We start from the raw sequence: 20839 nt of genomic DNA, 5'->3' as shown, positions 1-20839 counted from the left end.
CCTATGCCGGATCTGGCGCCGTAGGGTTGCAAAGTGCTGCGCCATATCGCCATTGATTGCAATCAATGGCGAAGTTGGATGAGATAAACCGAAAGATATTGCGGGAGCTGTCCCGCGATGGTCGCATGTCGAATCTCGACCTGGCCGATCGCGTGGGCCTGTCGCCCTCGGCCTGCCTGCGCCGGGTGCAGGAGCTGGAGCGGTCGGGCGTGATCCGCGGCTACCGCGCGGTGATCGACCCGGAGGCCGTGGGGGCGGGGTTCGTCGCCTATGCCACGGTGGGGCTGTCGGAACACACCAAGTCCGCGCAGGAGGCCTTCGAGGCCGCCATGCGCCAGGCGCCCGAATGCCGCGAATGCCACAACATCACCGGCTCACGCGAGTTCCTGTTGAGGATCGAGGCGGAAAGCCTGGCCGCCTACAAGCGGTTCCACACCGAGGTGCTGGGTACGCTGCCCCATGTCTCGGCCCTGACCACCTATGTGGTCATGGGCTCCCCCAAGGATGACCGGGCCTAGGACGGTCGGGCTGGGCCGCCGAGATGGATCAGCGACAGTAGCCGGCCTGTTCGCGGATCGCCTGGCCGGAGCCGGCCAGCGAGATCGGCAGGGCCTGCCCCTCGATCCGCAGTTCCGATCCGCGCTGCAGCGAAGCCAGGAAGCCGTCGCGCGCGGCAGCGGACGCAAACAGCATCCGGTAGCCGTGGATGTCGCCCTTGGAAATCGCCGGGTCGGGCGTGGTGCCGGTATAGCCCAGGCGATAGGTCGTGGCCTGGCCGTCAATGGCGAAATCCGCCTCGGCCTGGCCCTCGGCCACCTGCGGCAGTGGCGTGCCGAAGCCCAGCCGGACCGACCGCACCCCGTCCTCGCAGCGGATCGACAGGTAGTCGCCGGTCAGCGCGCGTTCTTCGTCGAGGTACATCAGCAGGCCGTTCTTGTCGGCTTCCTTGCTCTGCATCCAGTGCTGTTCGAAGATCTTCGCGGTGTCGGTCTCGATCACCGGCTGGGCGGCCACGGGCGCGGGGGAGGCCAGCAGGGCGGCGGCCGCGGCGGCCAGGGCCAGGGCGGGCACGGCCAGCACGGGGGCGGCCGGCAGGCGGTCTTTCAGAAGGCGGGCGGTGCGGAAGGTGCGCATCTCGTCTCTCTTTCGGCTTTCGACGTCGTTGCGGCGGAACCTATAGCGGATTCGCGGAAAGCCAAGGGCAGGGGCGCAGCACGAGGAGACGCCTTTGGGTCGGGCGGCGCGGTTCCGCCGGTCGCAATCGGGCGGACACACGGGGCCAGGACCGTTGAGAGCGCAAGAAAACAAGGGGTGCGGCGGGCTGTCGCAGACCAACCCGCAGACTGACCCCTTCAAACATGAAAGCGCCCGCGAGTCCTCCTCACGCGGGCGCTTCGCCGGGCGAGCCGCAGGTCAGTCCCCGGCGGCGATCAGCTCGGCTTGTTTCACGATTACTTCTGCCTGTTTAATAGATGCGATGTCAACTAGTCTTCCCTTGTAAACCGTTGCACCGGCGCCGGTCCGCTTGGCCTCCTCCATCGCGGCGAGGATTTCACGGGCCTCGCCGACCTTCGCTTCCGACGGGGTGAAGACCTCGTTGGCCAGGGCAATCTGCTTGGGGTGGATGGCCCATTTGCCCACCATCCCGAGGGTCGCGGACCGCAGCGCCTGCGCGCGGTAGCCGTCGTCATCGGAGAAGTCGCCGAAGGGCCCGTCGACCGGCAGCAGGCCATGGGTGCGGCAGGCCGCGACGATGGCCGTCTGCGCCCAATGCCATGGATCTGACCAGTATTTCTGGCCTTCGCGCAGCATGTAATAGTCTTCCTGGGTCCCGCCGATGCCGGTGGTCTGCATCCCCATGGAGGCGGCGAAATCCGCGGCGCCGAGGCTCATCGCCTGCATCCGTGGCGAGGCGGCGGCGATTTCCTCGACATGGGCGAGGCCCGCGGCGCTTTCGATGATCACCTCGAAGCCGATGCGTTTGGTGCGGCCCTTTGCCGTCTCGATGGCGCTGACCAGCGCGTCGACGGCATAGATGTCGCCGGCGCAGCCGACCTTGGGGATCATGATCTGGTCCAGCCGGTCGCCGCAGTTTTCCAGCAGGTCCACCACGTCGCGATACCAATACGGCGTATCGAGGCCATTGATTCGCACCGACAGGGTCTTCTTGCCCCAATCAACCTCCCCAATCGCCTGAGTCACGTTGCGGCGCGCCTGTTCCTTGTCGTCGGGGGCCACCGCGTCTTCCAGGTCCAGGTTGATCACATCGGCGGCCGAGGCGGCCATCTTGGCAAAGAGCTTGGTGTTCGAGCCGGGGCCAAACAGCTGGCAACGGTTCGGGCGGGCCGGGGGCTGAGGCTGGACGCGGAAGGACATGATCGGTCTCCGGGTAAGGAAATTACGTGCAAGGCTTCCTGATGGTTAGGAAATTACCTTTTTGTTTACAACCCGGATTTTGCAGCGCAGCATGATTTCGCGGGGTCGCGCAAGAATCTTCGAACTTATGGTCAGAAATCGGGAGGTGCACGCGCTTTTCCCGTTCCGCGCGCGTAATTCGCAAACACCTTGATACGGATTGGCCCCATGGTGAAGGAAACCCTCTTCAGGAGACCATGACATGATCGAGACCCCGTATCTTCTCTTCCTCGGTGACGCCCCCGACGCCCTGGCCGCGAAAGTGGCGCAAGGCATCAAGGACTGGCGCCCGGAGAACTGCGTGGGCCAGTACCGCATGGACGGCTGCAAGGCCGACATGAAGCTCACCGACATGACCCTGGCCGAAGCCAAGGCCGCCGGCGCCAAGACCCTGGTGATCGGCGTGGCCAACCGCGGCGGCGTGATTTCCCAGGCCTGGAAGAAGGTCCTGATCGAGGCGCTGGAAGAAGGCTTCGACATCGCGTCGGGCCTGCACAACCTGCTGCGCAACGAACCCGACCTGAAGGCCGTGGCCGAAGCGACCGGGCGCACCCTGCATGACGTGCGCATCCCCTCCGTCCAGTACCCGATCGCCTCGGGCGTGAAGCGCAAGGGCAAGCGTTGCCTGGCCGTCGGCACCGACTGTTCCGTCGGCAAGATGTACACCGCGCTGTGCATGGACAAGGAAATGAAGAACCGCGGGCTCAAATCCAGCTTCCGCGCCACCGGCCAGACCGGCATCCTGATCACCGGCGACGGTGTGCCGCTGGACGCCGTCATCGCCGATTTCATGGCTGGCTCCATCGAGTATCTGACGCCCGACAACGATGATGACCACTGGGACATGATCGAGGGCCAGGGCAGCCTGTTCCACGCCTCCTACTCCGGTGTGACCATGGCGCTGATCCACGGCGGCCAGCCCGACGCGCTGGTGCTGTGCCACGAACCCACCCGCGACCACATGCGCGGCCTGCCCGACTACAAGCTGCCCGAGCTGTCGGACCTGCGCGACGTGGCGATGAAACTGGCCTCCTGGGTGAACCCGGACGTGAAGGTCATCGGCGTTTCGGTGAACACCCAGCACATGAGCGAGGAAGACGCCCGCGCCTACCTGGCCAAGGTCGAGGAAGAGCTGGGCCTGCCCGCCACCGACCCCTACCGCTATGGCGCGGAAAACCTGGTCGACGCGCTGATCGCCTGATCCGATCAAGGCCCGCCGGGGATCCCCGGCGGGCGTTCTTTTCCGACGATGAAAGGGACCGACGTGAAAATCGACGTGACCCGAGAGACCTTCCCGCTGGCCCAGGTGTTCCGCATCAGCCGCGGTGCCCGCACCGAGGCGGAGGTGCTGACCGTGACCGTCACCGACGGCGCGTACACAGGCCAAGGCGAATGCGTGCCCTACGCCCGCTACGACGAAACCCTGGCTTCGGTCGAGGCGCAGTTGGCGGCGCTGCCGCCCGACATCACCCGCAAGGGTCTGCAGGACCTGCTGGAAGCGGGCGCGGCGCGCAACGCGCTGGACTGTGCCCTGTGGGATCTGGAGGCCAAGAAGGCCGGCAAACGGGTCTGGGAACTGGCTGGCCTGCCCGCCCCTGGCCCCGAGATCACCGCCTATACCCTGTCGCTGGACGAACCGGCGGCGATGGAGGCCCAGGCCGCCAAGAACGCGCATCGCCCGCTGCTGAAGATCAAGCTGGGCACGCCGGACGACATGCCCCGGCTGGAGGCCGTGCGCCGTGGCGCGCCGGACGCCAAGATCATCGTCGACGCCAACGAGGGCTGGTCGGCCGAGGTCTATGCAGACCTGGCGCCGCACCTGGTGCGTCTCGGCGTGGCGCTGGTGGAACAGCCGCTGCCGGCGGGGCTGGATGACGCGCTGATCGGCATGGACCGCCCCGTGCCCGTCTGCGCCGATGAAAGCTGTCACGACCGCACCAGCCTGCCCAAGCTGAAGGGCAAGTACGACGTGGTGAACATCAAGCTGGACAAGACCGGCGGCCTGACCGAGGCCCTGCTGCTGCGCGAGGCCGCGCTGGCCGAGGGCTACGAGGTGATGGTGGGCTGCATGGTCGGCAGCTCGCTGGCCATGGCGCCGGCGGTCCTGGTGGCCCAGGGCGCGATGGTGACCGACCTGGACGGTCCGCTGCTGCTGGCCGAGGACCGCACCGCGGCCCTGCAATATGACGAGGCCGGCGTGCACCCGCCCAGTGCGGCGCTTTGGGGGTAACGCCCGGTTCGCGCCGCAAGGCGCGGCAAAGGCTCCGGTGGGGCGTTTGAGGGCGTCACGCGGAGCCCCGGTCCCGCCCGGCCCGCGCCGTAGGCGCATCCCGGTTGGCAAGCCCCGCCAAGACATGCCGGACCCTTTTCGCCAGGGCCCGGCATCCCCGGCAGGTCGCTGATTTCCCTTCCGGCGACCTGCCAGCCAATCGCCCCGCCTGCCGGGGACGCAAATTTCTGGCCTTCCGCCCCGCTGCGGGTCTAGGAAGCGCCTGACGTATCTGCGGGGCCGCACAGGCGCCTATCCCGCGACAGACAGGAGAATGGCCCATGAGCCGCATCGTCTACGTGAATGGTGAATACCTCCCCGAGGAAGAAGCCACGGTTTCCATCTTCGACCGCGCCTTCCTGATGGGCGACGGCGTCTACGAGGTGACCTCGGTCCTGGGCGGCAAGCTCATCGACTTCGACGGCCACGCCAAGCGCCTGTCGCGCTCGCTGTCCGAGCTGGACATGGCCGAGCCCTGCACCATGGACGAGCTGCTGGAGATCCACCGCGAACTGGTCGCGAAGAACGAGATCACCGACGGCCTGGTCTACCTTCAGGTGTCGCGCGGTTCCGCCGGGGATCGCGATTTCGTCTTCCCCGATCCGGAGGTGGTGAAACCGACGCTGGTCCTGTTCACTCAGAACAAGCCGGGTCTCGACAAGGATCCCAAGGCCCTGAAGGGCACCAAGATCATCACCGTGCCGGACATCCGCTGGCACCGCCGCGACATCAAGACGGTGCAGCTGCTGTACCCGTCGATGGCCAAGATGATGGCGAAGAAGGCGGGCTGCGACGACGCCTGGCTGGTCGAGGACGGCTTCATCACCGAAGGCTCCTCCAACAACGCCTACATCGTGAAGGGCAACAAGATCATCACCCGTGAGCTGTCCAACGACATCCTGCACGGCATCACCCGCGCCGCCGTTCTGCGGTTCGCCGCCGAGGCGCAATACGAGGTCGAGGAGCGCAACTTCACCCCCGAGGAGGCGACCCAGGCCGATGAGGCCTTCACGACCTCCGCGTCCGCCTTCGTCATGCCCGTGGTCGAGATCGACGGCGTGACCCTGGGCGACGGCACCCCGGGCAGCGTGTCGCTGCGCCTGCGCGAGATCTACCTCGACGAGATGAAGAAGGCCGCCGTCTGAGCTGATGGTGCCCGGCGGCCCCGGCCGCCTGTCCTGAGGCCCGAAGGCGCGGATCCCGGTGATCCGCGCCTTTTTGCCATGCGCCTCACCCCTGCGTACGCGGGGCTTTGAAAAACAGGCGGTTCGCGCCATATGAGGGGCTGCCCTCATGCGAGTCCCGCCCATGCGCCTCTCCCTTTCCCTGACCACCACCTGCACCGCCCTGGCCCTGCTGACCACGGCCCTGCCGGCGCGTGCCGACCTGTGCAATTTCCGCCCCGAGAAGGTGGTCGACGATGTAGCCGACAGCGCCCTGGGTGATGCGATCAAGGGCGGCGTGGGGTTCGACCTGTCCGACGTGGTGTCGGGGGCCAACCTGCTGAACCCCGAACGCGACAAGGATCGCCTGAAGGGGGTGACCGGCGTCGTGGCCGCGGCCTTCTCCGCCCCGGTCTCCGTCGCGGCCGGCGTGATCGGGATCACCGCCTTTGAAGGGGTCTGCACCCTGCATGAACGCCGCCGCACCGACAGCGACGCGGTCTTTGCCGTGCTCAGCGACATGGCGGAGGAGGCCGACCCGGCCTATTTCGCCCTGATCGACGCGGACGAAGGCCCCGAGAAGGCCGTGCTGCGCCTGGGCGACGGACAGGGCGGCGGCGCCGAGTATCCCGTGCGCCGGCTGGAAATCGTGGAGGGGGAGCTGCGCCATATCTCCTTCGGCGCAAACAAGGTGCTGGGGCGCGTGACCTACCGCATCCCCGCCGAGACCCTGCTGCGCCCGGACGAGGATCACGTGCTGGAACGCCCCGCCGGCCCCGCGCCGCTGCCCGAGGTCACCGTGTCGGATCTGCCGCAGAAGCCCAGCAAGGGCGGCGCGAAGGCCAAGGGCGAAGAGGATCTGCCGCCCGCGAAGTGAGGCGCCTCGCATGACCGGACCCGCAGTCCCCCTGAAATGCAAAAGGCCCGGAGCGATCCGCTCCGGGCCTTTGCTGTCTCGGGGCTGTCAGCCGCCGCGCGGTCAGTGGACCGCGGGGGTTGCCAGCTCTTCTTCTTCTTCCGCGTCGGCCTCGGGGTCGCGGTCCTTCGAGGCCAGCTTCAGCACGGTGAAGCCGACCACGGCAGAGATCGCGGAGCCGGTCAGCACGCCTAGGCGGACCGAGTTCATCAACGAGGCGTCGTCGAAGCTCAGCGTGCCGATGAAGAGCGACATGGTGAAGCCGATGCCGGCCAGGCAGGCGATGCCGTAGATATGCGCCCAGTTGGCGCCCGTGGGCATGCGCGCGATGCCGGATTTGACCATGATCCAGACGACGCCGAAGACGCCGACCTGCTTGCCGATCACCAGGCCGCCCGCGATCCCCAGGGCCAGCGGATCCAGCAGGTCCGCGAAGGTCAGCCCGGTCAGGTTCACGCCCGCGTTGCCGAAGGCAAAGAGCGGCACGATGAAGAACAGCACGTAGGGCGACAAGCCGTGCTCGATCGAATGCAGCGGCGACTTGCCGTAGCGGTCCTTCAGCGGGATGAAGAAGGCGGTCAGAACGCCCGCCAGGGTCGCGTGAACACCGGACATCAGCACGAAGTACCACAGCAGCACGCCCAGAAGCAGGATCGGCGCGACCCGGTGGGTCTTGCGCTTCAGCAGGACGAACATGGCGGCCAGCGGGATCAGCGCCAGGAACAGGTAGTCGATCTGCAGATCGGCCGTGTAGAACAGCGCGATGACCACGATGGCGCCCATGTCGTCCAGGATCGCCAGGGTCAGCAGGAAGATCTTCAGCGAGGTCGGCACCTTGGGGCCGGCCAGTGCCAGCACGCCCAGGGCAAAGGCGATGTCGGTCGCCGCCGGGATGGCCCAGCCCCCCAGGGTCTCCGGGTTGCCCATGTTCAGCGAGACATAGACGATCGCCGGGCAGGCCATGCCGGCGATCGCGGCCACGCCGGGCATCAGCACGTCGGCGGGGTTCTTCAGCTTGCCTTCCAGAAGCTCGTATTTCAGCTCCAGCCCGACGAGGAAGAAGAAGATCGCCATCAGGCCGTCGTTGATCCAGTGCAGCAGCGAGTTGCGCAACTCGCTCTCGCCGAAGGAGATCGTCAGATAGGTATGCAGCCAGTGGTCATAGGCTGGGCCCAGGCTGGAATTTGCAATGATCAGCGCCAATACGGTCGCCAGGATCAGGAAGATCCCTCCCGATGCATCGCTCGAAAAGAACCTGTCCAATTCACGCCGTAGCCCCATCCCTGTCTCCTCTGTAAATCCGGGTGTCAAACATGCTTTTGGCCTCGGGGGCGGACCTCAAGGCATTGATATCCCAGATGGGGCCTCGCCGTCCCGGCTCAAGAGGCGGAACGGCAAAATATCGGCGTCACATTTACTTTTCGGTCACGTTCTCGCGAAAGGCCGTCTCGAAGGCCTCCTGCTGGACATCGCTGGCCTCGGTCTGGTGCTGTGATTTCCACTGGTCGTAGGGCATGCCGTAGAAGGTTTCGCGCGCCTCCTCCTTGGACATCTCGATGCCCCGCTCGGCCGCGGCTTCCTGATACCAGCGGCTGAGGCAGTTCCGGCAGAACCCGGCGAGGTTCATCATGTCGATGTTCTGCACGTCGGTGCGTTTGCTCATCAGGTGATCGCGCAGGGTGCGGAAGGCCGCGGCCTCCAGCTCGATACGGGTCTGGTCGTCGATGTTGGTGCTCATGGGGTCCTCCTGTGTCAGGCTTCAGATAGGCCGCCCCGCTTGCGGAAGGAAGAGCGGGGGATGCTGGCGGTTTCCACGCCGAGGGCGCAGCTGCCGGGCAGATGGGCCTCCAGCACGTCGAGGGCCGCGTCGGCCAGTTCCATGTGCTGGACCTCGGGGCGGGTGTCCATCAGGCGCAGGGTGACGTTGATGAAGGCTGTCTCGCCCGACAGCAGGCGGAAGGTGTCGGCGCGGTAGGCGCGCAGCTTCACCGCCGTTTCGGGCACTTCGGGGTGGGCGGCCATCGCTTCGGTCAGGGCCTCGATCAGCCCCTCGGGCAGGTCGAGGCCGGCGTATTCCACAACGATATGGGGCATGGGGCAGGGTCCTTTCTTCTTGCGGCCCGTGGTCTTGCTGCGTGGGGCCGCTGTCCGTGACGGTGGCGCGGGGCGCGGGACTGTCCAGCGCGGGCGGGGCAGATCCTCGCGTCAAGCGCGGGGTCAGATGTCGGGGGCAGAGATGCGCGTGCCCGCCGGCAGGGACTGGATCAGCAGGCCGGTCATCACTTCGGCGATGGCCCGCTCTTCCGGCCCGGCCAGGCCCTCCAGCCGGATCTCTACCAGGGGGCGGCCGTCGGCGGGCAGGGGGCGGGCCTCCGGCAGGAAGCCGAAGTCGTCGATCTCCTCCATCCAGGGTGCCAGCGCCGACAGCGCCTGCACCAGTAGCGAGTGTGGCACGGCAAGGCCGTGAAAGTCGATGATCAGCCGCGCGCCGCTCATGCCGCGCGCCCCAACTGGCGACGCGTCACAGACCCGTCTCCGCCAGAACCTCTTGCAGGATCGGCGCCAGGCGCCGGGCCCAGGCGCGTTGATCCGCCTCGGTCGCGATCAGGTCGTTGCGCAACTCGATCAGCACGTTGGGCAGGCCGTTGGCGATGGCGTGGCGATCCACCGCGTCACCGGGCAGGTGCCCGCCGTAGGGTTCATTGGCGCCCACGCAGAGGTCCGGTTCCGCCCGCAGCCGGTCCAGCAGCGGGCCCGAGAGGCGTTCATCGGCGGCGTAGAGGACGCCGACCTGCCAGGGCCGGGGTGGACGCCCCTTCAGCTGTGGGGTGAAGGAATGGATCGACAGGTAGACCCGGTCGCCGCGCGCCGCGACCAGCCCGGCCACCGCGTCGTGATAGGGGCGATAGCAGCCCTCCAGCCGCGCCTGCAGCTCCGCCGGGCCGGCGTGGCGGTTGCCGGGAATGATCGTGCCGTCGTAAAGCTTCATCAACAGTGTCGGGTCATCCTCGCCCCGGTTGGGGTCGATGACGAGGCGCGAAAAGTTGGACAGGACCGCCGGCGCCTCCAGCGCTTCGGCCAGGAAGCGGGTCACCCCGGCCGCGCCCGGATCATAGGCGATATGGCGGGCCATCTCGCTTTCCGGCAGGCCGAGGGTACCGTCGGCGACGAAATTCGGTACGGTGTTGGCAGCATGGTCGCAGGTGACAAGCCAGCGGGAGGGGCGATCCGGACCAAGGATCCGGTAAGGTGCATATGTCATCCCGCTGTCACCTCACTTCGACATTCAGACTTCGATATTCAGGCGCCATTGGCATTCAGGATCAGGCGCCTTAGGGTAAATGTGAACGCTAACATTCCGGCAGAAGCCGGGCTGCGACAACGGGGATGACCTTAATGAAACGTCAGCGCAATACGAAAATCGTCGCCACGCTGGGGCCCAGCTCCTCCGATTACGAGACGATCCGCGCGCTTCACGAAGCCGGGGCAGACGTGTTCCGTCTGAACATGTCCCACGGCAGCCATGACGAGATCCGCGAACGTCACCGCATCATCCGCCGGATCGAGCGGGACATGGACAGCGTCATCGGCATCCTGGCCGACCTTCAGGGGCCGAAGCTGCGCGTGGGGACCTTCGCGGCGGATGGCGGTGAGGACCTGGTCGAGGGACAGGACTTCCGCCTGGACCTGGACGAGACGCCGGGCGACATCAACCGCGTGAACCTGCCCCACCCGGAGATCTTCGCGGCGCTGGAACCGGGCGCCTCGCTGCTGGTCAACGACGGCAAGATCCGCCTGAAGGTGAAGGACTGCGGCGCCGATTTCGCCAACTGCGAAGTGACCGTGGGCGGCACCATTTCCAACCGCAAGGGCGTGAACGTGCCCGACGTGGTGCTGCCGCTGGCGGCTCTGTCGGAGAAGGACCGCAAGGACCTGGAATTCGTCTGCCAGCTGGGCGTCGACTGGATCGCGCTCTCCTTCGTGCAGCGCCCCGAGGACATGCACGAGGCCCGCGCCCTGGTCGACGGTCGTGCCGCCGTGCTGGCCAAGATCGAGAAACCCGCCGCGGTGAAGAGCTTTGACGAGATCCTGGAGGTCTCCGACGGGATCATGGTGGCGCGTGGGGACCTGGGGGTCGAGCTGCCCGTACATGCGGTGCCGCCGATCCAGAAACGCCTGATCCGCAAGTGCCGGACCGCGGCCAAGCCGGTGATCGTTGCCACCCAGATGCTGGAATCCATGATCGAGAGCCCGATGCCCACCCGGGCCGAGGTTTCGGACGTGGCCGCGGCCATCTACGAGGGCACCGACGCCGTGATGCTGTCGGCCGAATCCGCCGCCGGCCAGTACCCGGTCGAGGCTGTCACCACGATGGACAATGTCGCCCAGGAGGTCGAGGGCGATGCGCTTTACCGCGAAATCCTGGAGCAGCAGCGCCGGACGCTCGTCGGGATCGGTTCAGTCGCCGAGGGCATCGTCGCCGCCGCCCGTGAGATCGCCGAGACCACCAACATCTGCGCCGTCTGCTGCTTCACCCAATCGGGCACCACGGCGCTTCTGGTCAGCCGTGAAAAGCCGCGGGTGCCGATCCTGGCCATGTCATCACAGCGTGGCACGGCGCGGCGCCTGACCCTGTCGTGGGGCGTCATGTGTCTGGTCACCGGAGAGCTGTCGCGGTTCAAGCAGGCGGTGGTCAACGCCGCACGCGGGGCGCGGGTCACCGGGCTGGCCACCGAGGAGGACAGTATCGTCGTCATCGCCGGCGTGCCCTTCAACACCTCCGGCACCACCAACATCCTGCGCGTCGCCCCCTGCGAGGAGCGGCTGATCTTCGCCGCCGACCCCGAGTGAGCGACCGGTCACGGGGCTGACAGCGCGCGGCGTCCCGGCGCCGCGCGATTAGCCTTTGGCGCGGGCGGCAAACTCGGGTAGAGGCATCGTGCATGAGCCTTGATGTGATCTTCGTGTGCGGCGCCCTGTTGTGCCTTCTGGCCATTCCCGCCCTGGTGTCTGCCTGGGCCGACAACCGGATCCCCTCCGTGTCGGTCTTCGCGCTGCTGTCCGGCACGGGGCTGGCCGTCTATGCCTGGTACAGCGACCCCGTGCGCCTGGCGCCCTCGAAGATGCCCGATGCCTTCATCCGGGTCTTCGCCGAGCTGCTGCGCGCGATCTGATCCCCGCGCGGGCGCTGTGGGGCCCGGGACATCGGCGGGGGGACATCGGTGAGGGCACTTCGCCCTTGTCAAAAGGCGATTCCCCTCCTATACGCCCGATCTCTACCTGCGCGGCCGGCCGACGAGGCATGCCGAGTCGCGTGTAATTCTCATAAGAGGAGACGAAAATGCCCAAGATGAAGACCAAGTCGAGCGCCAAGAAGCGCTTCAAGGTGACCGGGACCGGCAAGATCCTGGCTGGTCAGGCCGGCAAGCGCCACGGCATGATCAAACGCACCACCAAGTTCATCCGTACCGCACGCGGCACGACCACCCTGTCGAAGGCTGATGAGCAGATCATCAAGCCGATGATGCCCTACGCCCGTAAGAAATAAGGAGGTCGCGATATGTCCCGTGTTAAAGGTGGTACCACGACCCACGCCCGTCACAAGAAGGTCATCAAGGCAGCCAAAGGTTACTACGGCCGCCGCAAGAATACCTTCAAGGTTGCCCGTCAGGCCGTCGACAAGGCCAACCAGTACGCAACCCGCGACCGCAAGAACCGCAAGCGCAATTTCCGCGCCCTGTGGATCCAGCGGATCAACGCAGGTGTGCGCGCTCACGACGAGCAGATGACCTACTCCCGCTTCATCAACGGCCTGACCCTGGCCGGCATCGAAGTGGACCGCAAGGTTCTGGCCGACCTGGCCGTCAACGAGCCGGAAGCATTTGCTGCCATCGTCGACCAGGCCAAGGGCGCCCTGGCCGCGTAAGCGACCGGACCCTTCGAAAGACAAGCGAAACCCCGCTCCGCCCGGAGCGGGGTTTTTGCTGTTCCGGGGCAGGCGCCGGGCGCGGGTGCCGCACCTGCGGCGGGCCGCTATAGCTTGCAATCCCGCCCCCTTGTGGTAACCCCGTCGCCGTCTGCGAACGGAGGCGGCAATGGACGATCTGAAGGCGAAATATCTGGACCTGATTGCCGGGGCGGAGGATGAATCCGCGCTGGAAGAGCTCCGCGTGCAGGCCGTGGGCAAGAAGGGCGAGATCTCCCTGAAGATGCGCGAGCTGGGCAAGATGACCCCGGAAGAGCGCCAGGTGATGGGGCCGAAGCTCAACGCCCTGAAGGATGAGATCAATTCCGCCCTGGCCGCCAAGAAGGCCGCCCTGGCCGATGCGGCGCTGGACGAACGCCTGCGCGCCGAATGGCTGGACGTGACCCTGCCCGTGCGCCCGCAGCGCCAGGGGACCATCCACCCGGTTAGCCAGGTCTGGGAGGAATGCACCGCCATCTTCGCCGACATGGGCTTCTCCGTGGCCGAAGGGCCGCAGGTGGAAACCGACTGGTACAACTTCGACGCGCTGAACATCCCCGGCCACCACCCCGCGCGGGCCGAGATGGACACCTTCTACATGCACCGCGCCGAGGGCGACGACCGTCCGCCCCATGTGCTGCGCACCCATACCTCGCCGGTTCAGATCCGGTCCATGGAGCTGGGCGGCGCGCCCACGCGCATCATCTGCCCGGGCCGCGTCTACCGCGCCGACTATGACCAGACCCATACGCCGATGTTCCACCAGGTCGAGGGCCTGGCGATCGACCGCGACCTGTCGATGGCGAACCTGAAATGGGTGCTGGAGGAGTTCTTCTCCGCCTATTTCGGCACCAAGGTGAAGACCCGCTTCCGCGCCTCCCACTTCCCCTTCACCGAGCCTTCGGCCGAGGTCGACATCCAGTGTTCCTGGGAGAACGGCACCGTGAAGGTGGGCGAGGGCGACGGCTGGTTGGAAGTGCTGGGCTCCGGCATGGTGCACCCCAAGGTACTGCAGGCGGGCGGGATCGACCCGAGCGAGTGGCAGGGCTTTGCCTTCGGCATGGGGATCGACCGGATCGCGATGCTGAAATACGGCATCCCGGACCTGCGGGCCTTCTTCGACAGCGACCTGCGGTGGTTGAGGCACTACGGGTTCAGCGCGTTGCAGGTGCCGACGATCCGCGGCGGGGTGTGATTCATGAGCGAGAAGATCACGGCATGGGAGAGCATCCTCCGTGACTTCTCGTGGCTTCCGAGCGTAGTTTCTTGGCTTTCTGGCATTGCGCCGTTGGTAACAGCGATCGTCGCCTGTATTGCGCTCTTTCTTGCTTGGAAACAATTGCGTTTAGCCAGAGGACAGAAGGCGGCTGACAGGCGCGCAGATATTACAGAAGACCTTTTTCTGGCTTTGCAGCGGCTTGATACCGCGAAAGCAGATGTGTTTCGGCCTCGTGGCCTAGCAGAGCTTTTTGATATCAGCGGTGCTACTATCGTTGAGGACCGACTGGAGGCCATTAAAGAGCTTCGCGCTTCCCTGAATGAGTTCCGTGAGCGCAAGGTTTTGTTTCTGATCTATGCCGGCAGCTCAGTGCAAATTGAGCGGTTAGGCGACGTTGAAGCAGCGATAGAGAGCATCCTTGGAGACTTTTCCAGGCTTAGGGCATTGGTCGCTGCGAAGTCGGAACCGGAACTGGATGGTGCGGTCTATCAAGACCGCGCGCTCGACGTTTCTTCCGAGCTTCCTTCTCTCGCTCTGCTGTTTAGCGCCCCACATGTTGGAAATAACGCGGTGGCGGCGTTCAACGACGCGAGGGTGGCGGTATCGGAAATGTTGAAGGAGATCGTTCTGTCCGGGGGGCGAATGCCTGAGGACCGATAGGCCATCCCCCTACCGCGGGTGGGGGCGTAGCCCCCGCCCATGGGGGCGGTCGGGGGCTGGCCGGGCCGCTACGCGCCCCGGCTGGGGCAGAAGCCCGACGTTGCACTCTTCCTTTGCCTTAAGCCCTGATGCCTGCTTGGCTTTGCCCATGGGGGGTGAAGCCCGTCTCGGAAACTATCCGGGGGACAGTTTCAGGGCCGAACGGGCGGCGACCCCTAAGGTCCGGACCGCAGGCAGGCGCCTGTCTGCGCTGCGGTGCGCTTGACCTCGGGCGCAGATCTTTCAGGCTGACCGCATCAGACACCCCCGGGCCTTCCCATGACCAACACGCCCCAGACCTTCACCTTCGGTGACAGCCCACGCCTCTGTGCCGAGCTGCTGGCCCTCGTCCGCTCGGGCCGCAAGACCGCGACCTGCGAGGCGCTGCGGGTCTTCGAGGCGGAACCCGAGGCCATGCCGAAGGTCGGGCGGCGCGACATTGCGCTGAACTGGGACGGAACGCAGGCGCTGGAGATCGAAACCACGGAGGTCACGCTCTGCCGCTTCGGCAAGGTGACGGAGGCCTTCGCCCTGGCGGAGGGCGAGGATGACAGCCTTGCCGCTTGGCAGGAGGGGCATCGGGGCTATTTCGACCGCAGCGGGGGCTGGTCGCCCGACATGATGCTGGTCTGTGAACGCTTCCGCCTGGTGCGTGATCTGGCCGCCGCGCCGGACCCAGAACGGGGAATCGGGGACGGCGCGTGATCCGTCGCGCCCGCGTAGGACAAGGAGATGCCATGCCGCTGTTTCACCACGCCAACCGCGAACGCAACGATGACACGCGCCGGGTCTATGCGCTCTTTGAGATCGCCCATACCACGGTCGACTTCATGGCGGCTCTGGCCTTCATCGTCGGGTCGGTCCTGTTCTTCTACAAGTCGCTGCAAGAGGCGGGCACCTGGCTGTTCCTCGTGGGCTCGATCCTCTTTGCCGTGAAACCCTCGCTGCGCCTCGCGCGGGAGCTGAAGCTTTACGCCATGGGCAAGGAGGAGAACCTGGAGGAGCGGTTCGAGGAGTGAGCGCGGCGCGGGCCCGCAGGGCCCCACCCCCTCGACAAAGCCGCCCTGATGCGCAACAAGCCATGCGACGGTTTCCGGCCCATGGCCGCGCAAGGAACAAAGGGGATCCGCGATGAAATTCACCCTCTCCTGGCTCAAGGAGCATCTCGACACCCAGGCGACCCTGGACGAGATCCTGGAGGCGCTGACCGATCTCGGCCTCGAGGTCGAGGAAGTCACGGACCCGGCGGCGAAACTCAAGGGCTTCAAGCTGGTGAAGGTGCTGGAGGCCGAACAGCATCCCGACGCCGACAAGCTGCGCGTCTGCAAGGTGCAGACCGACGAGGGCGAGACCCAGATCGTCTGTGGCGCGCCGAACGCGCGGGCGGGGATCACCGCCGTGCTGGCCAAGCCCGGCATGTATATCCCCGGCCTCGACATCACCATTTCCGTGGGCAAGATCCGCGGCGTTGAAAGCCATGGCATGATGGCCTCGGAACGCGAGCTGGAGCTGAGCGACGAGCATAACGGCATCATCGAGCTGGAAAACGGCGAAGTGGGCCAGGAGTTCGCGGACTGGCTGGCGCAGAACGATCCGGTGAAGGTCGATCCGGTGATCGAGATCGCCATCACCCCGAACCGCCCCGATGCGCTTGGCGTGCACGGCGTGGCCCGCGACCTGGCCGCCCGGGGCCTGGGCACGCTGAAGCCGCTGCCCGACTACACGCTGGAGGCCACCGCAGGCCCCTGCCCGGTGAACGTGACCATCGACGAGAGCGCCGCCGACGGCTGCCATGTCTTCGCCGGTCGCATCATCAAGGGCGTGAAGAACGGCCCCTCGCCCGCCTGGATGCAGGACAAGCTGCGCGCCATCGGGCTGCGCCCGATCTCGGCCCTGGTCGATGTGACCAACTATTTCACCTACGACATGAACCGTCCGCTGCACGTCTTCGATGCCGGCAGCATCAAGGGCGATCTGGTGATCAGCCGCGCCAAGGGCGGCGAGGAACTGCTGGCGCTAGACGAGAAGACCTACCAGATCCCCGAAGGTGTCATGGTGATCTCGGACGACAATGGCGTCGAGAGCATCGGCGGCATCATGGGCGGCGAGGCCTCGGGCTGTACCGACGAGACCGTGGATGTCTTCGTCGAGGCGGCCTTCTGGGACTTCATCTCAATCGCCCATGGCGGGCGGGCGCTGAAGATCAACTCGGACGCGCGTTATCGCAATGAACGCGGCATCGACCCGGGCTTCAACATGGAGGCGCTGGATCGCGCCTGTGCCATGATCGTCGAACTGTGCGGCGGTGAGGTGACCGAGGCCGTGGTGGCGGGTGAGGTGCCGGACGTCAGCCGCGCCTACAAGCTCGACACGGCGCGCTGTTCCTCGCTCGTGGGCATGGACATTCCCGCCGAGACGCAGCGCGCGACGCTGGAGGCGCTTGGCTTCGTCATGGACGGCGACATGGCCCAGGTGCCCAGCTGGCGCCCCGACGTGATGGGCGAGGCGGATCTGGTGGAAGAGGTGGCGCGGATCGCCTCGCTGACCAACCTGGAACCCAAGCCCATGGCGCGGGTGCAGCCCGGCGTGCCCAAGCCCGTGCTGACGCCGATGCAGAAACGCGAGCAGGTGGCGCGCCGCACGGCCGCGGCCCTGGGCTACAACGAATGCGTCACCTACAGCTTCATCGACAAGGCCAGCGCGGAACTGTTCCGCGGCGGTGACGATGCCACGATGCTGGCCAACCCGATCTCGTCCGAGATGTCGCACATGCGCCCCGCGCTGCTGCCGGGCCTCTTGCAGGCCGCCGCCCGCAACCAGGCGCGCGGCATGGCCGACATGGCGCTGTTCGAGGCGGGCCCCGCCTGGCACGGCGGCGAGCCGGGGGAACAGCACCTGCAGGTCTCGGGCATCCTGGTGGGCCACACCGGGCCCAAGGACGTGCATGGTGCAGCGCGTGCCGTCGATGTCTTTGACGCCAAGGCCGATTGCGAGGCCATCCTGTCGGCCATCGGGGCGCCGGCCAAGGTGCAGATCCTGCGCGAGGCGGCGGAGTGGTGGCACCCGGGCCGCCATGGCCGCATCTGTCTTGGTCCGAAGAAGATGCTGGCGGTCTTTGGCGAGATCCACCCCAAGGTCCTCTACGCGATGGATGTGAAGGGCCCGGCCGTGGGCTTCACCATCTGGCCCGAAGAGGTGCCGCTGCCGCGCAACAAAGACGCCTCGCGCGGGGCGCTGGTGCTGAACGACCTGCAGGCGGTGGAGCGGGACTTCGCCTTCGTCGTCGACGAGGCGGTCGAGGCGCTGACCCTGGTCAACGCGGCTGCGGGCGCCGACAAGGCGCTGATTTCCGACGTGCGGGTATTTGATGAGTTCATCGGCGGGTCGCTGGGCGAGGGCAAGAAGAGCCTCGCGGTGACCGTGCGCCTGCAACCCACCGAGGCGACGCTGAAGGAAAAGGAGATCGAGGCGATCTCCGCCAAGATCGTCGAGAAGGTGCAGAAGGCCACCGGCGGCACCCTGCGCGGCTGACGGCGCTGGCTCCGCGTTGCGGAGCCTCGCCCCGCCCGCCGTCCCATTCCGTCTGTTCCCTCACACGGCGCGTCCCTCTCCGGGGCGCGCCGTGCGGCTTTCGGTCATTTGCCTTTCTCCGGGGGCTGGTCTAGGCCCGGGACAATCCATGGAGGGATGCGCGATGAGCGATGATGATGAATACGTCTACGACGAGGTTTCGGGCGAATGGATGCCGGCCTCGGAACTGGCCGCCCGCAATGCGGTAACGGTCGTCGATGCCCAGGGCACGCCGCTGGCCGACGGCGACTCCGTCGTGCTGGTCAAGGATCTGAAGGTGAAGGGCGCGGGCAGCACCCTGAAGCAGGGCACCGTCATCAAGACCATCCGCCTGACCGACAACCCCGAGGAAATCGACTGCCGCCACCCGGAGATCCGTGGCCTGGTCCTGCGCACCGAATTTGTGAAGAAGAGGTAAGAGATGACCCTGAACGTCTACCTGTCCGGCGAGATCCACACCGACTGGCGCGAGCGCATCACCGACGGCGCTGCCGACCTCGGCATCTCCTTCAACGCCCCGGTCACCGACCACGGCGCCTCCGACGACTGCGGCGTGGCGATCCTGGGCGCCGAGGAGAACCCCTTCTGGCACGACCACAAGGGCGCCAAGGTCAACGCGATCCGCACCCGCATGGGCATCGAACAGGCCGATGTGGTCGTCGTGCGCTTCGGCGACAAGTACAAGCAGTGGAACGCGGCCTTCGACGCGGGCTATGCCGCCGGGCTTGGCAAGTCGCTGATCGTGCTGCACGCGCCCGAGCTGCGCCATGCGTTGAAAGAGGTGGACGGGGCGGCGCTGGCCGTGGCCGAGACGCCCGAGCAGGTGGTGCAGGTGCTGCGCTACGTGCTGACCGGCGCGCTGCCGGGCTGAACGGGTGCTTTGGCCCCGTGCCGGGGCCAAGGCCTCTCCGGCGGGGATTCCGGCAAAGAGAAGTGGAGCGCCGCGCTCTGAGGTCACGTGACCGCCCTTTTCCCATCCTGAAGGCTGAAAATACTCCGGGGGAGTCTCCGGGACGGAGACGGGGGCAGAGCCCCCTTCCCCAACTACGTGTCGCGCGGCGTACGCTGGGCAGGCAGCGCCTCCTACCGCGTTCCGCAGCCTGATATCGACATGCAAAGGGCGGCCCCGGTGGCCGCCCTCTTGCTGTCTGCCTGCGCCGCGCTCAGTCCCGCGGCGGAATGTTCATGCCCCTCTCGGCGGCCGGACGCGCCATGAAGCGATCCACGTAGGCCTGCAGGTTGGCGTAGCTCTTCCACTCCAGCACTTCGTCGGCGTCGTAGTAGCGCAGGGCGCCGTCCAGCCAGGGCACGATGGCGATGTCGGCGATGGAGAAGTCACCGGCGACCCAATCGCGGCCCTCCAGCTGGCGATCCAGCACGCCCAGCAGGCGCTTGCCCTCGTTGATATAGCGCTCGCGCGGGCGCGGGTCCTCGATCTCCTTGCCGGCGAAGGCATAGAAGAAGCCCAGCTGGCCCAGCATGGGCCCTAGGCCGCCCATCTGCCACATCAGCCACTTCTGGACCTCGTACTTGGCGGCGCCTTCCCCCATCAGCTGGCCGGTCTTCTCGGCCAGGTAGATCAGGATCGCCCCGCTCTCGAACAGGCCGATCGGTTCGCCGCCCGGGCCGTCGGGATCGATCAGCGCGGGGATCTTGTTGTTGGGGTTCAGCGACAGGAACTCGGGCGATTTCACGTCCTCGTCCTTCAGTGTCACCAGGTGCGCCTCGTAGGGCAGGCCCAGCTCCTCCAGCGCGATGGAAATCTTCACCCCGTTGGGGGTGGGGAAGGAATAGAGCTGGATCAGCTCGGGGTTCTGGGCCGGCCACTTGGCGTCGATGGGGAAGCCTTCGGGGAACATCGGTCTCTCCTTTTGGGGCATTTCCCCCGATATAGCCCGCGTGGGCGGAAAAAGAATGTGGGCCGGCCGGGATTTCGGGGCAAAGTCGGTGCATGCGCGCAGAAGGGGCGCGCAGGGATCCACAACAGGGGGGTGATCTTCACCATGCTGAAAGACTTTCAGGCCTTCATCGCCAAGGGCAATGTCATGGACATGGCAGTGGGCATCATCATCGGCGCGGCCTTCACCGCAATCGTGCAATCCATGGTCAAGGACCTGCTGAACCCGGTGCTGGGGCTGATCACCGGCGGGCTCGATTTCACCGACAAGTTCGCCGTGCTGTCGGGCGATGGCCCCTACGACAGCCTTGTCGCCGCGCGCGAGGCCGGGGCCACCGTTTTCGCCTACGGCGCCTTTGTCTCCGCCGTGATCAACTTTCTCATCATCGCCTTCGTTGTCTTCCTGCTGGTGCGCTATGTCACCCGCCTGAAGGATCGCCTGGCCCGTGAAGAGGTGCCCAACACCCCGGCGGAGGAAAAACCCGCCGGCCCGACCGAGCTGGACGTGCTGCTGGAGATCCGCGACACGCTGAAGAAGACGGGGTGAGCGCCATTGGGGCGGGTCACGGTCGGGGCCTGCGGCGTCAATTGCCAGCGTGCGGATGGTGCCGGACGGCGTGCCGGGCCTGCCACGGGCCATCGTTCGGGACCGGGGAGCAGGGCAGCGCCTTGATCGGGCCTCGCGGCATTGCGGGCCCTGTCGGGAGAGATCGGTGATTGCACTGG

At 66.3% G+C, this 20839-nt stretch carries 25 protein-coding genes; 17 read left to right on the top strand and 8 right to left on the bottom strand.

Going from position 1 to position 20839, the window contains the following annotated elements:
* Positions 1-65 precede the first annotated feature (65 nt).
* Positions 66-518 carry an Lrp/AsnC family transcriptional regulator gene (locus LC066_RS18515; RefSeq protein WP_224902154.1) on the top strand — a complete coding sequence of 151 codons (453 nt, stop codon included), beginning with the start codon at positions 66-68 and terminating at the stop codon, positions 516-518.
* Between the two features lie 28 nt (positions 519-546).
* On the opposite strand, the gene LC066_RS18510 is transcribed toward LC066_RS18515, so the two are convergent.
* Positions 547-1134: a hypothetical protein gene (locus LC066_RS18510; protein WP_224902151.1), complete on the bottom strand. Its 588-nt coding sequence runs from the start codon at positions 1132-1134 to the stop codon at positions 547-549.
* Between the two features lie 279 nt (positions 1135-1413).
* Complete coding sequence (locus LC066_RS18505) at positions 1414-2376, bottom strand: L-malyl-CoA/beta-methylmalyl-CoA lyase (RefSeq protein WP_222474972.1); 963 nt, start codon at positions 2374-2376, stop codon at positions 1414-1416.
* 241 nt (positions 2377-2617) lie between these two features.
* Between LC066_RS18505 and dgcN the strand changes: the two genes are divergently transcribed.
* The 4 genes from dgcN to LC066_RS18485 all read left to right on the top strand — a co-directional run bounded on the left by dgcN (position 2618) and on the right by LC066_RS18485 (position 6724).
* Complete coding sequence (dgcN, locus tag LC066_RS18500) at positions 2618-3616, top strand: N-acetyltransferase DgcN (RefSeq protein ID WP_224902148.1); 999 nt, start codon at positions 2618-2620, stop codon at positions 3614-3616.
* 63 nt (positions 3617-3679) lie between these two features.
* The gene (gene dgcA / locus LC066_RS18495) at positions 3680-4645 is read left to right on the top strand and encodes an N-acetyl-D-Glu racemase DgcA (protein WP_224902244.1); all 966 of its coding nucleotides are present in this window, start codon (positions 3680-3682) and stop codon (positions 4643-4645) included.
* A gap of 320 nt (positions 4646-4965) precedes the next feature.
* A complete protein-coding gene (locus tag LC066_RS18490) occupies positions 4966-5829 on the top strand; it encodes a D-amino-acid transaminase (protein ID WP_224902145.1) in 864 nt (287 codons plus the stop codon).
* A 163-nt stretch (positions 5830-5992) separates the two neighbouring features.
* Complete coding sequence (locus LC066_RS18485) at positions 5993-6724, top strand: hypothetical protein (RefSeq protein WP_224902142.1); 732 nt, start codon at positions 5993-5995, stop codon at positions 6722-6724.
* Between the two features lie 102 nt (positions 6725-6826).
* Here the strand turns inward: LC066_RS18485 and nhaA are convergent, their stop codons facing one another.
* The 5 genes from nhaA to LC066_RS18460 all read right to left on the bottom strand — a co-directional run bounded on the left by nhaA (position 6827) and on the right by LC066_RS18460 (position 10025).
* Positions 6827-8044 (bottom strand): Na+/H+ antiporter NhaA, encoded by a 1218-nt coding sequence (nhaA, locus tag LC066_RS18480; RefSeq protein WP_224902138.1) that lies wholly within the window; start codon positions 8042-8044, stop codon positions 6827-6829.
* Between the two features lie 133 nt (positions 8045-8177).
* Entirely contained in the window at positions 8178-8501 is a 324-nt protein-coding gene (locus LC066_RS18475; protein WP_224902135.1) for a DUF1244 domain-containing protein, read from the bottom strand.
* 14 nt (positions 8502-8515) lie between these two features.
* A complete protein-coding gene (locus LC066_RS18470; RefSeq protein WP_224902132.1) occupies positions 8516-8857 on the bottom strand; it encodes a 5-carboxymethyl-2-hydroxymuconate Delta-isomerase in 342 nt (113 codons plus the stop codon).
* A gap of 123 nt (positions 8858-8980) precedes the next feature.
* A complete protein-coding gene (locus tag LC066_RS18465; RefSeq protein ID WP_224902129.1) occupies positions 8981-9259 on the bottom strand; it encodes a hypothetical protein in 279 nt (92 codons plus the stop codon).
* 25 nt (positions 9260-9284) lie between these two features.
* Positions 9285-10025: an N-formylglutamate amidohydrolase gene (locus tag LC066_RS18460; protein ID WP_224902127.1), complete on the bottom strand. Its 741-nt coding sequence runs from the start codon at positions 10023-10025 to the stop codon at positions 9285-9287.
* Between the two features lie 134 nt (positions 10026-10159).
* Between LC066_RS18460 and pyk the strand changes: the two genes are divergently transcribed.
* The 11 genes from pyk to LC066_RS18405 all read left to right on the top strand — a co-directional run bounded on the left by pyk (position 10160) and on the right by LC066_RS18405 (position 19087).
* A complete protein-coding gene (gene pyk, locus LC066_RS18455) occupies positions 10160-11614 on the top strand; it encodes a pyruvate kinase (protein ID WP_224902124.1) in 1455 nt (484 codons plus the stop codon).
* Between the two features lie 92 nt (positions 11615-11706).
* Complete coding sequence (locus tag LC066_RS18450; protein ID WP_222474960.1) at positions 11707-11937, top strand: hypothetical protein; 231 nt, start codon at positions 11707-11709, stop codon at positions 11935-11937.
* 167 nt (positions 11938-12104) lie between these two features.
* Positions 12105-12311 carry a 50S ribosomal protein L35 gene (gene rpmI, locus LC066_RS18445; protein WP_085888640.1) on the top strand — a complete coding sequence of 69 codons (207 nt, stop codon included), beginning with the start codon at positions 12105-12107 and terminating at the stop codon, positions 12309-12311.
* A gap of 12 nt (positions 12312-12323) precedes the next feature.
* Positions 12324-12689, top strand: coding sequence for a 50S ribosomal protein L20 (rplT, locus tag LC066_RS18440; protein WP_085888639.1), 366 nt, complete (start codon positions 12324-12326; stop codon positions 12687-12689).
* A 169-nt stretch (positions 12690-12858) separates the two neighbouring features.
* Complete coding sequence (gene pheS, locus LC066_RS18435; protein WP_224902121.1) at positions 12859-13923, top strand: phenylalanine--tRNA ligase subunit alpha; 1065 nt, start codon at positions 12859-12861, stop codon at positions 13921-13923.
* 3 nt (positions 13924-13926) lie between these two features.
* Positions 13927-14607: a hypothetical protein gene (locus LC066_RS18430; protein WP_224902118.1), complete on the top strand. Its 681-nt coding sequence runs from the start codon at positions 13927-13929 to the stop codon at positions 14605-14607.
* Between the two features lie 318 nt (positions 14608-14925).
* Complete coding sequence (locus LC066_RS18425) at positions 14926-15351, top strand: ASCH domain-containing protein (protein ID WP_224902115.1); 426 nt, start codon at positions 14926-14928, stop codon at positions 15349-15351.
* 32 nt (positions 15352-15383) lie between these two features.
* Positions 15384-15665, top strand: coding sequence for a YrhK family protein (locus LC066_RS18420; RefSeq protein WP_085888635.1), 282 nt, complete (start codon positions 15384-15386; stop codon positions 15663-15665).
* Between the two features lie 112 nt (positions 15666-15777).
* Complete coding sequence (gene pheT, locus LC066_RS18415; RefSeq protein WP_224902111.1) at positions 15778-18177, top strand: phenylalanine--tRNA ligase subunit beta; 2400 nt, start codon at positions 15778-15780, stop codon at positions 18175-18177.
* Between the two features lie 163 nt (positions 18178-18340).
* Positions 18341-18634, top strand: a complete 294-nt coding sequence (locus LC066_RS18410; protein ID WP_222474955.1) for an alkylphosphonate utilization protein — start codon at positions 18341-18343, stop codon at positions 18632-18634.
* Positions 18635-18637: 3 nt separating this feature from the next.
* Positions 18638-19087: a YtoQ family protein gene (locus LC066_RS18405; protein ID WP_224902108.1), complete on the top strand. Its 450-nt coding sequence runs from the start codon at positions 18638-18640 to the stop codon at positions 19085-19087.
* Positions 19088-19379: 292 nt separating this feature from the next.
* Here the strand turns inward: LC066_RS18405 and LC066_RS18400 are convergent, their stop codons facing one another.
* Complete coding sequence (locus LC066_RS18400; protein ID WP_224902105.1) at positions 19380-20075, bottom strand: glutathione S-transferase N-terminal domain-containing protein; 696 nt, start codon at positions 20073-20075, stop codon at positions 19380-19382.
* A gap of 144 nt (positions 20076-20219) precedes the next feature.
* On the opposite strand from LC066_RS18400, the gene mscL reads away from it, so the two are divergent.
* Positions 20220-20660, top strand: coding sequence for a large conductance mechanosensitive channel protein MscL (gene mscL / locus LC066_RS18395; protein WP_224902103.1), 441 nt, complete (start codon positions 20220-20222; stop codon positions 20658-20660).
* The last annotated feature ends 179 nt before the right edge of the window (positions 20661-20839 follow it).

Source organism: Pseudooceanicola marinus, assembly GCF_020177265.1.
Lineage (GTDB): Bacteria > Pseudomonadota > Alphaproteobacteria > Rhodobacterales > Rhodobacteraceae > Pseudooceanicola > Pseudooceanicola marinus_A.
Note: the sequence above shows the minus strand (reverse complement) of the source record. Positions and strands in the feature narration are given on the sequence as shown.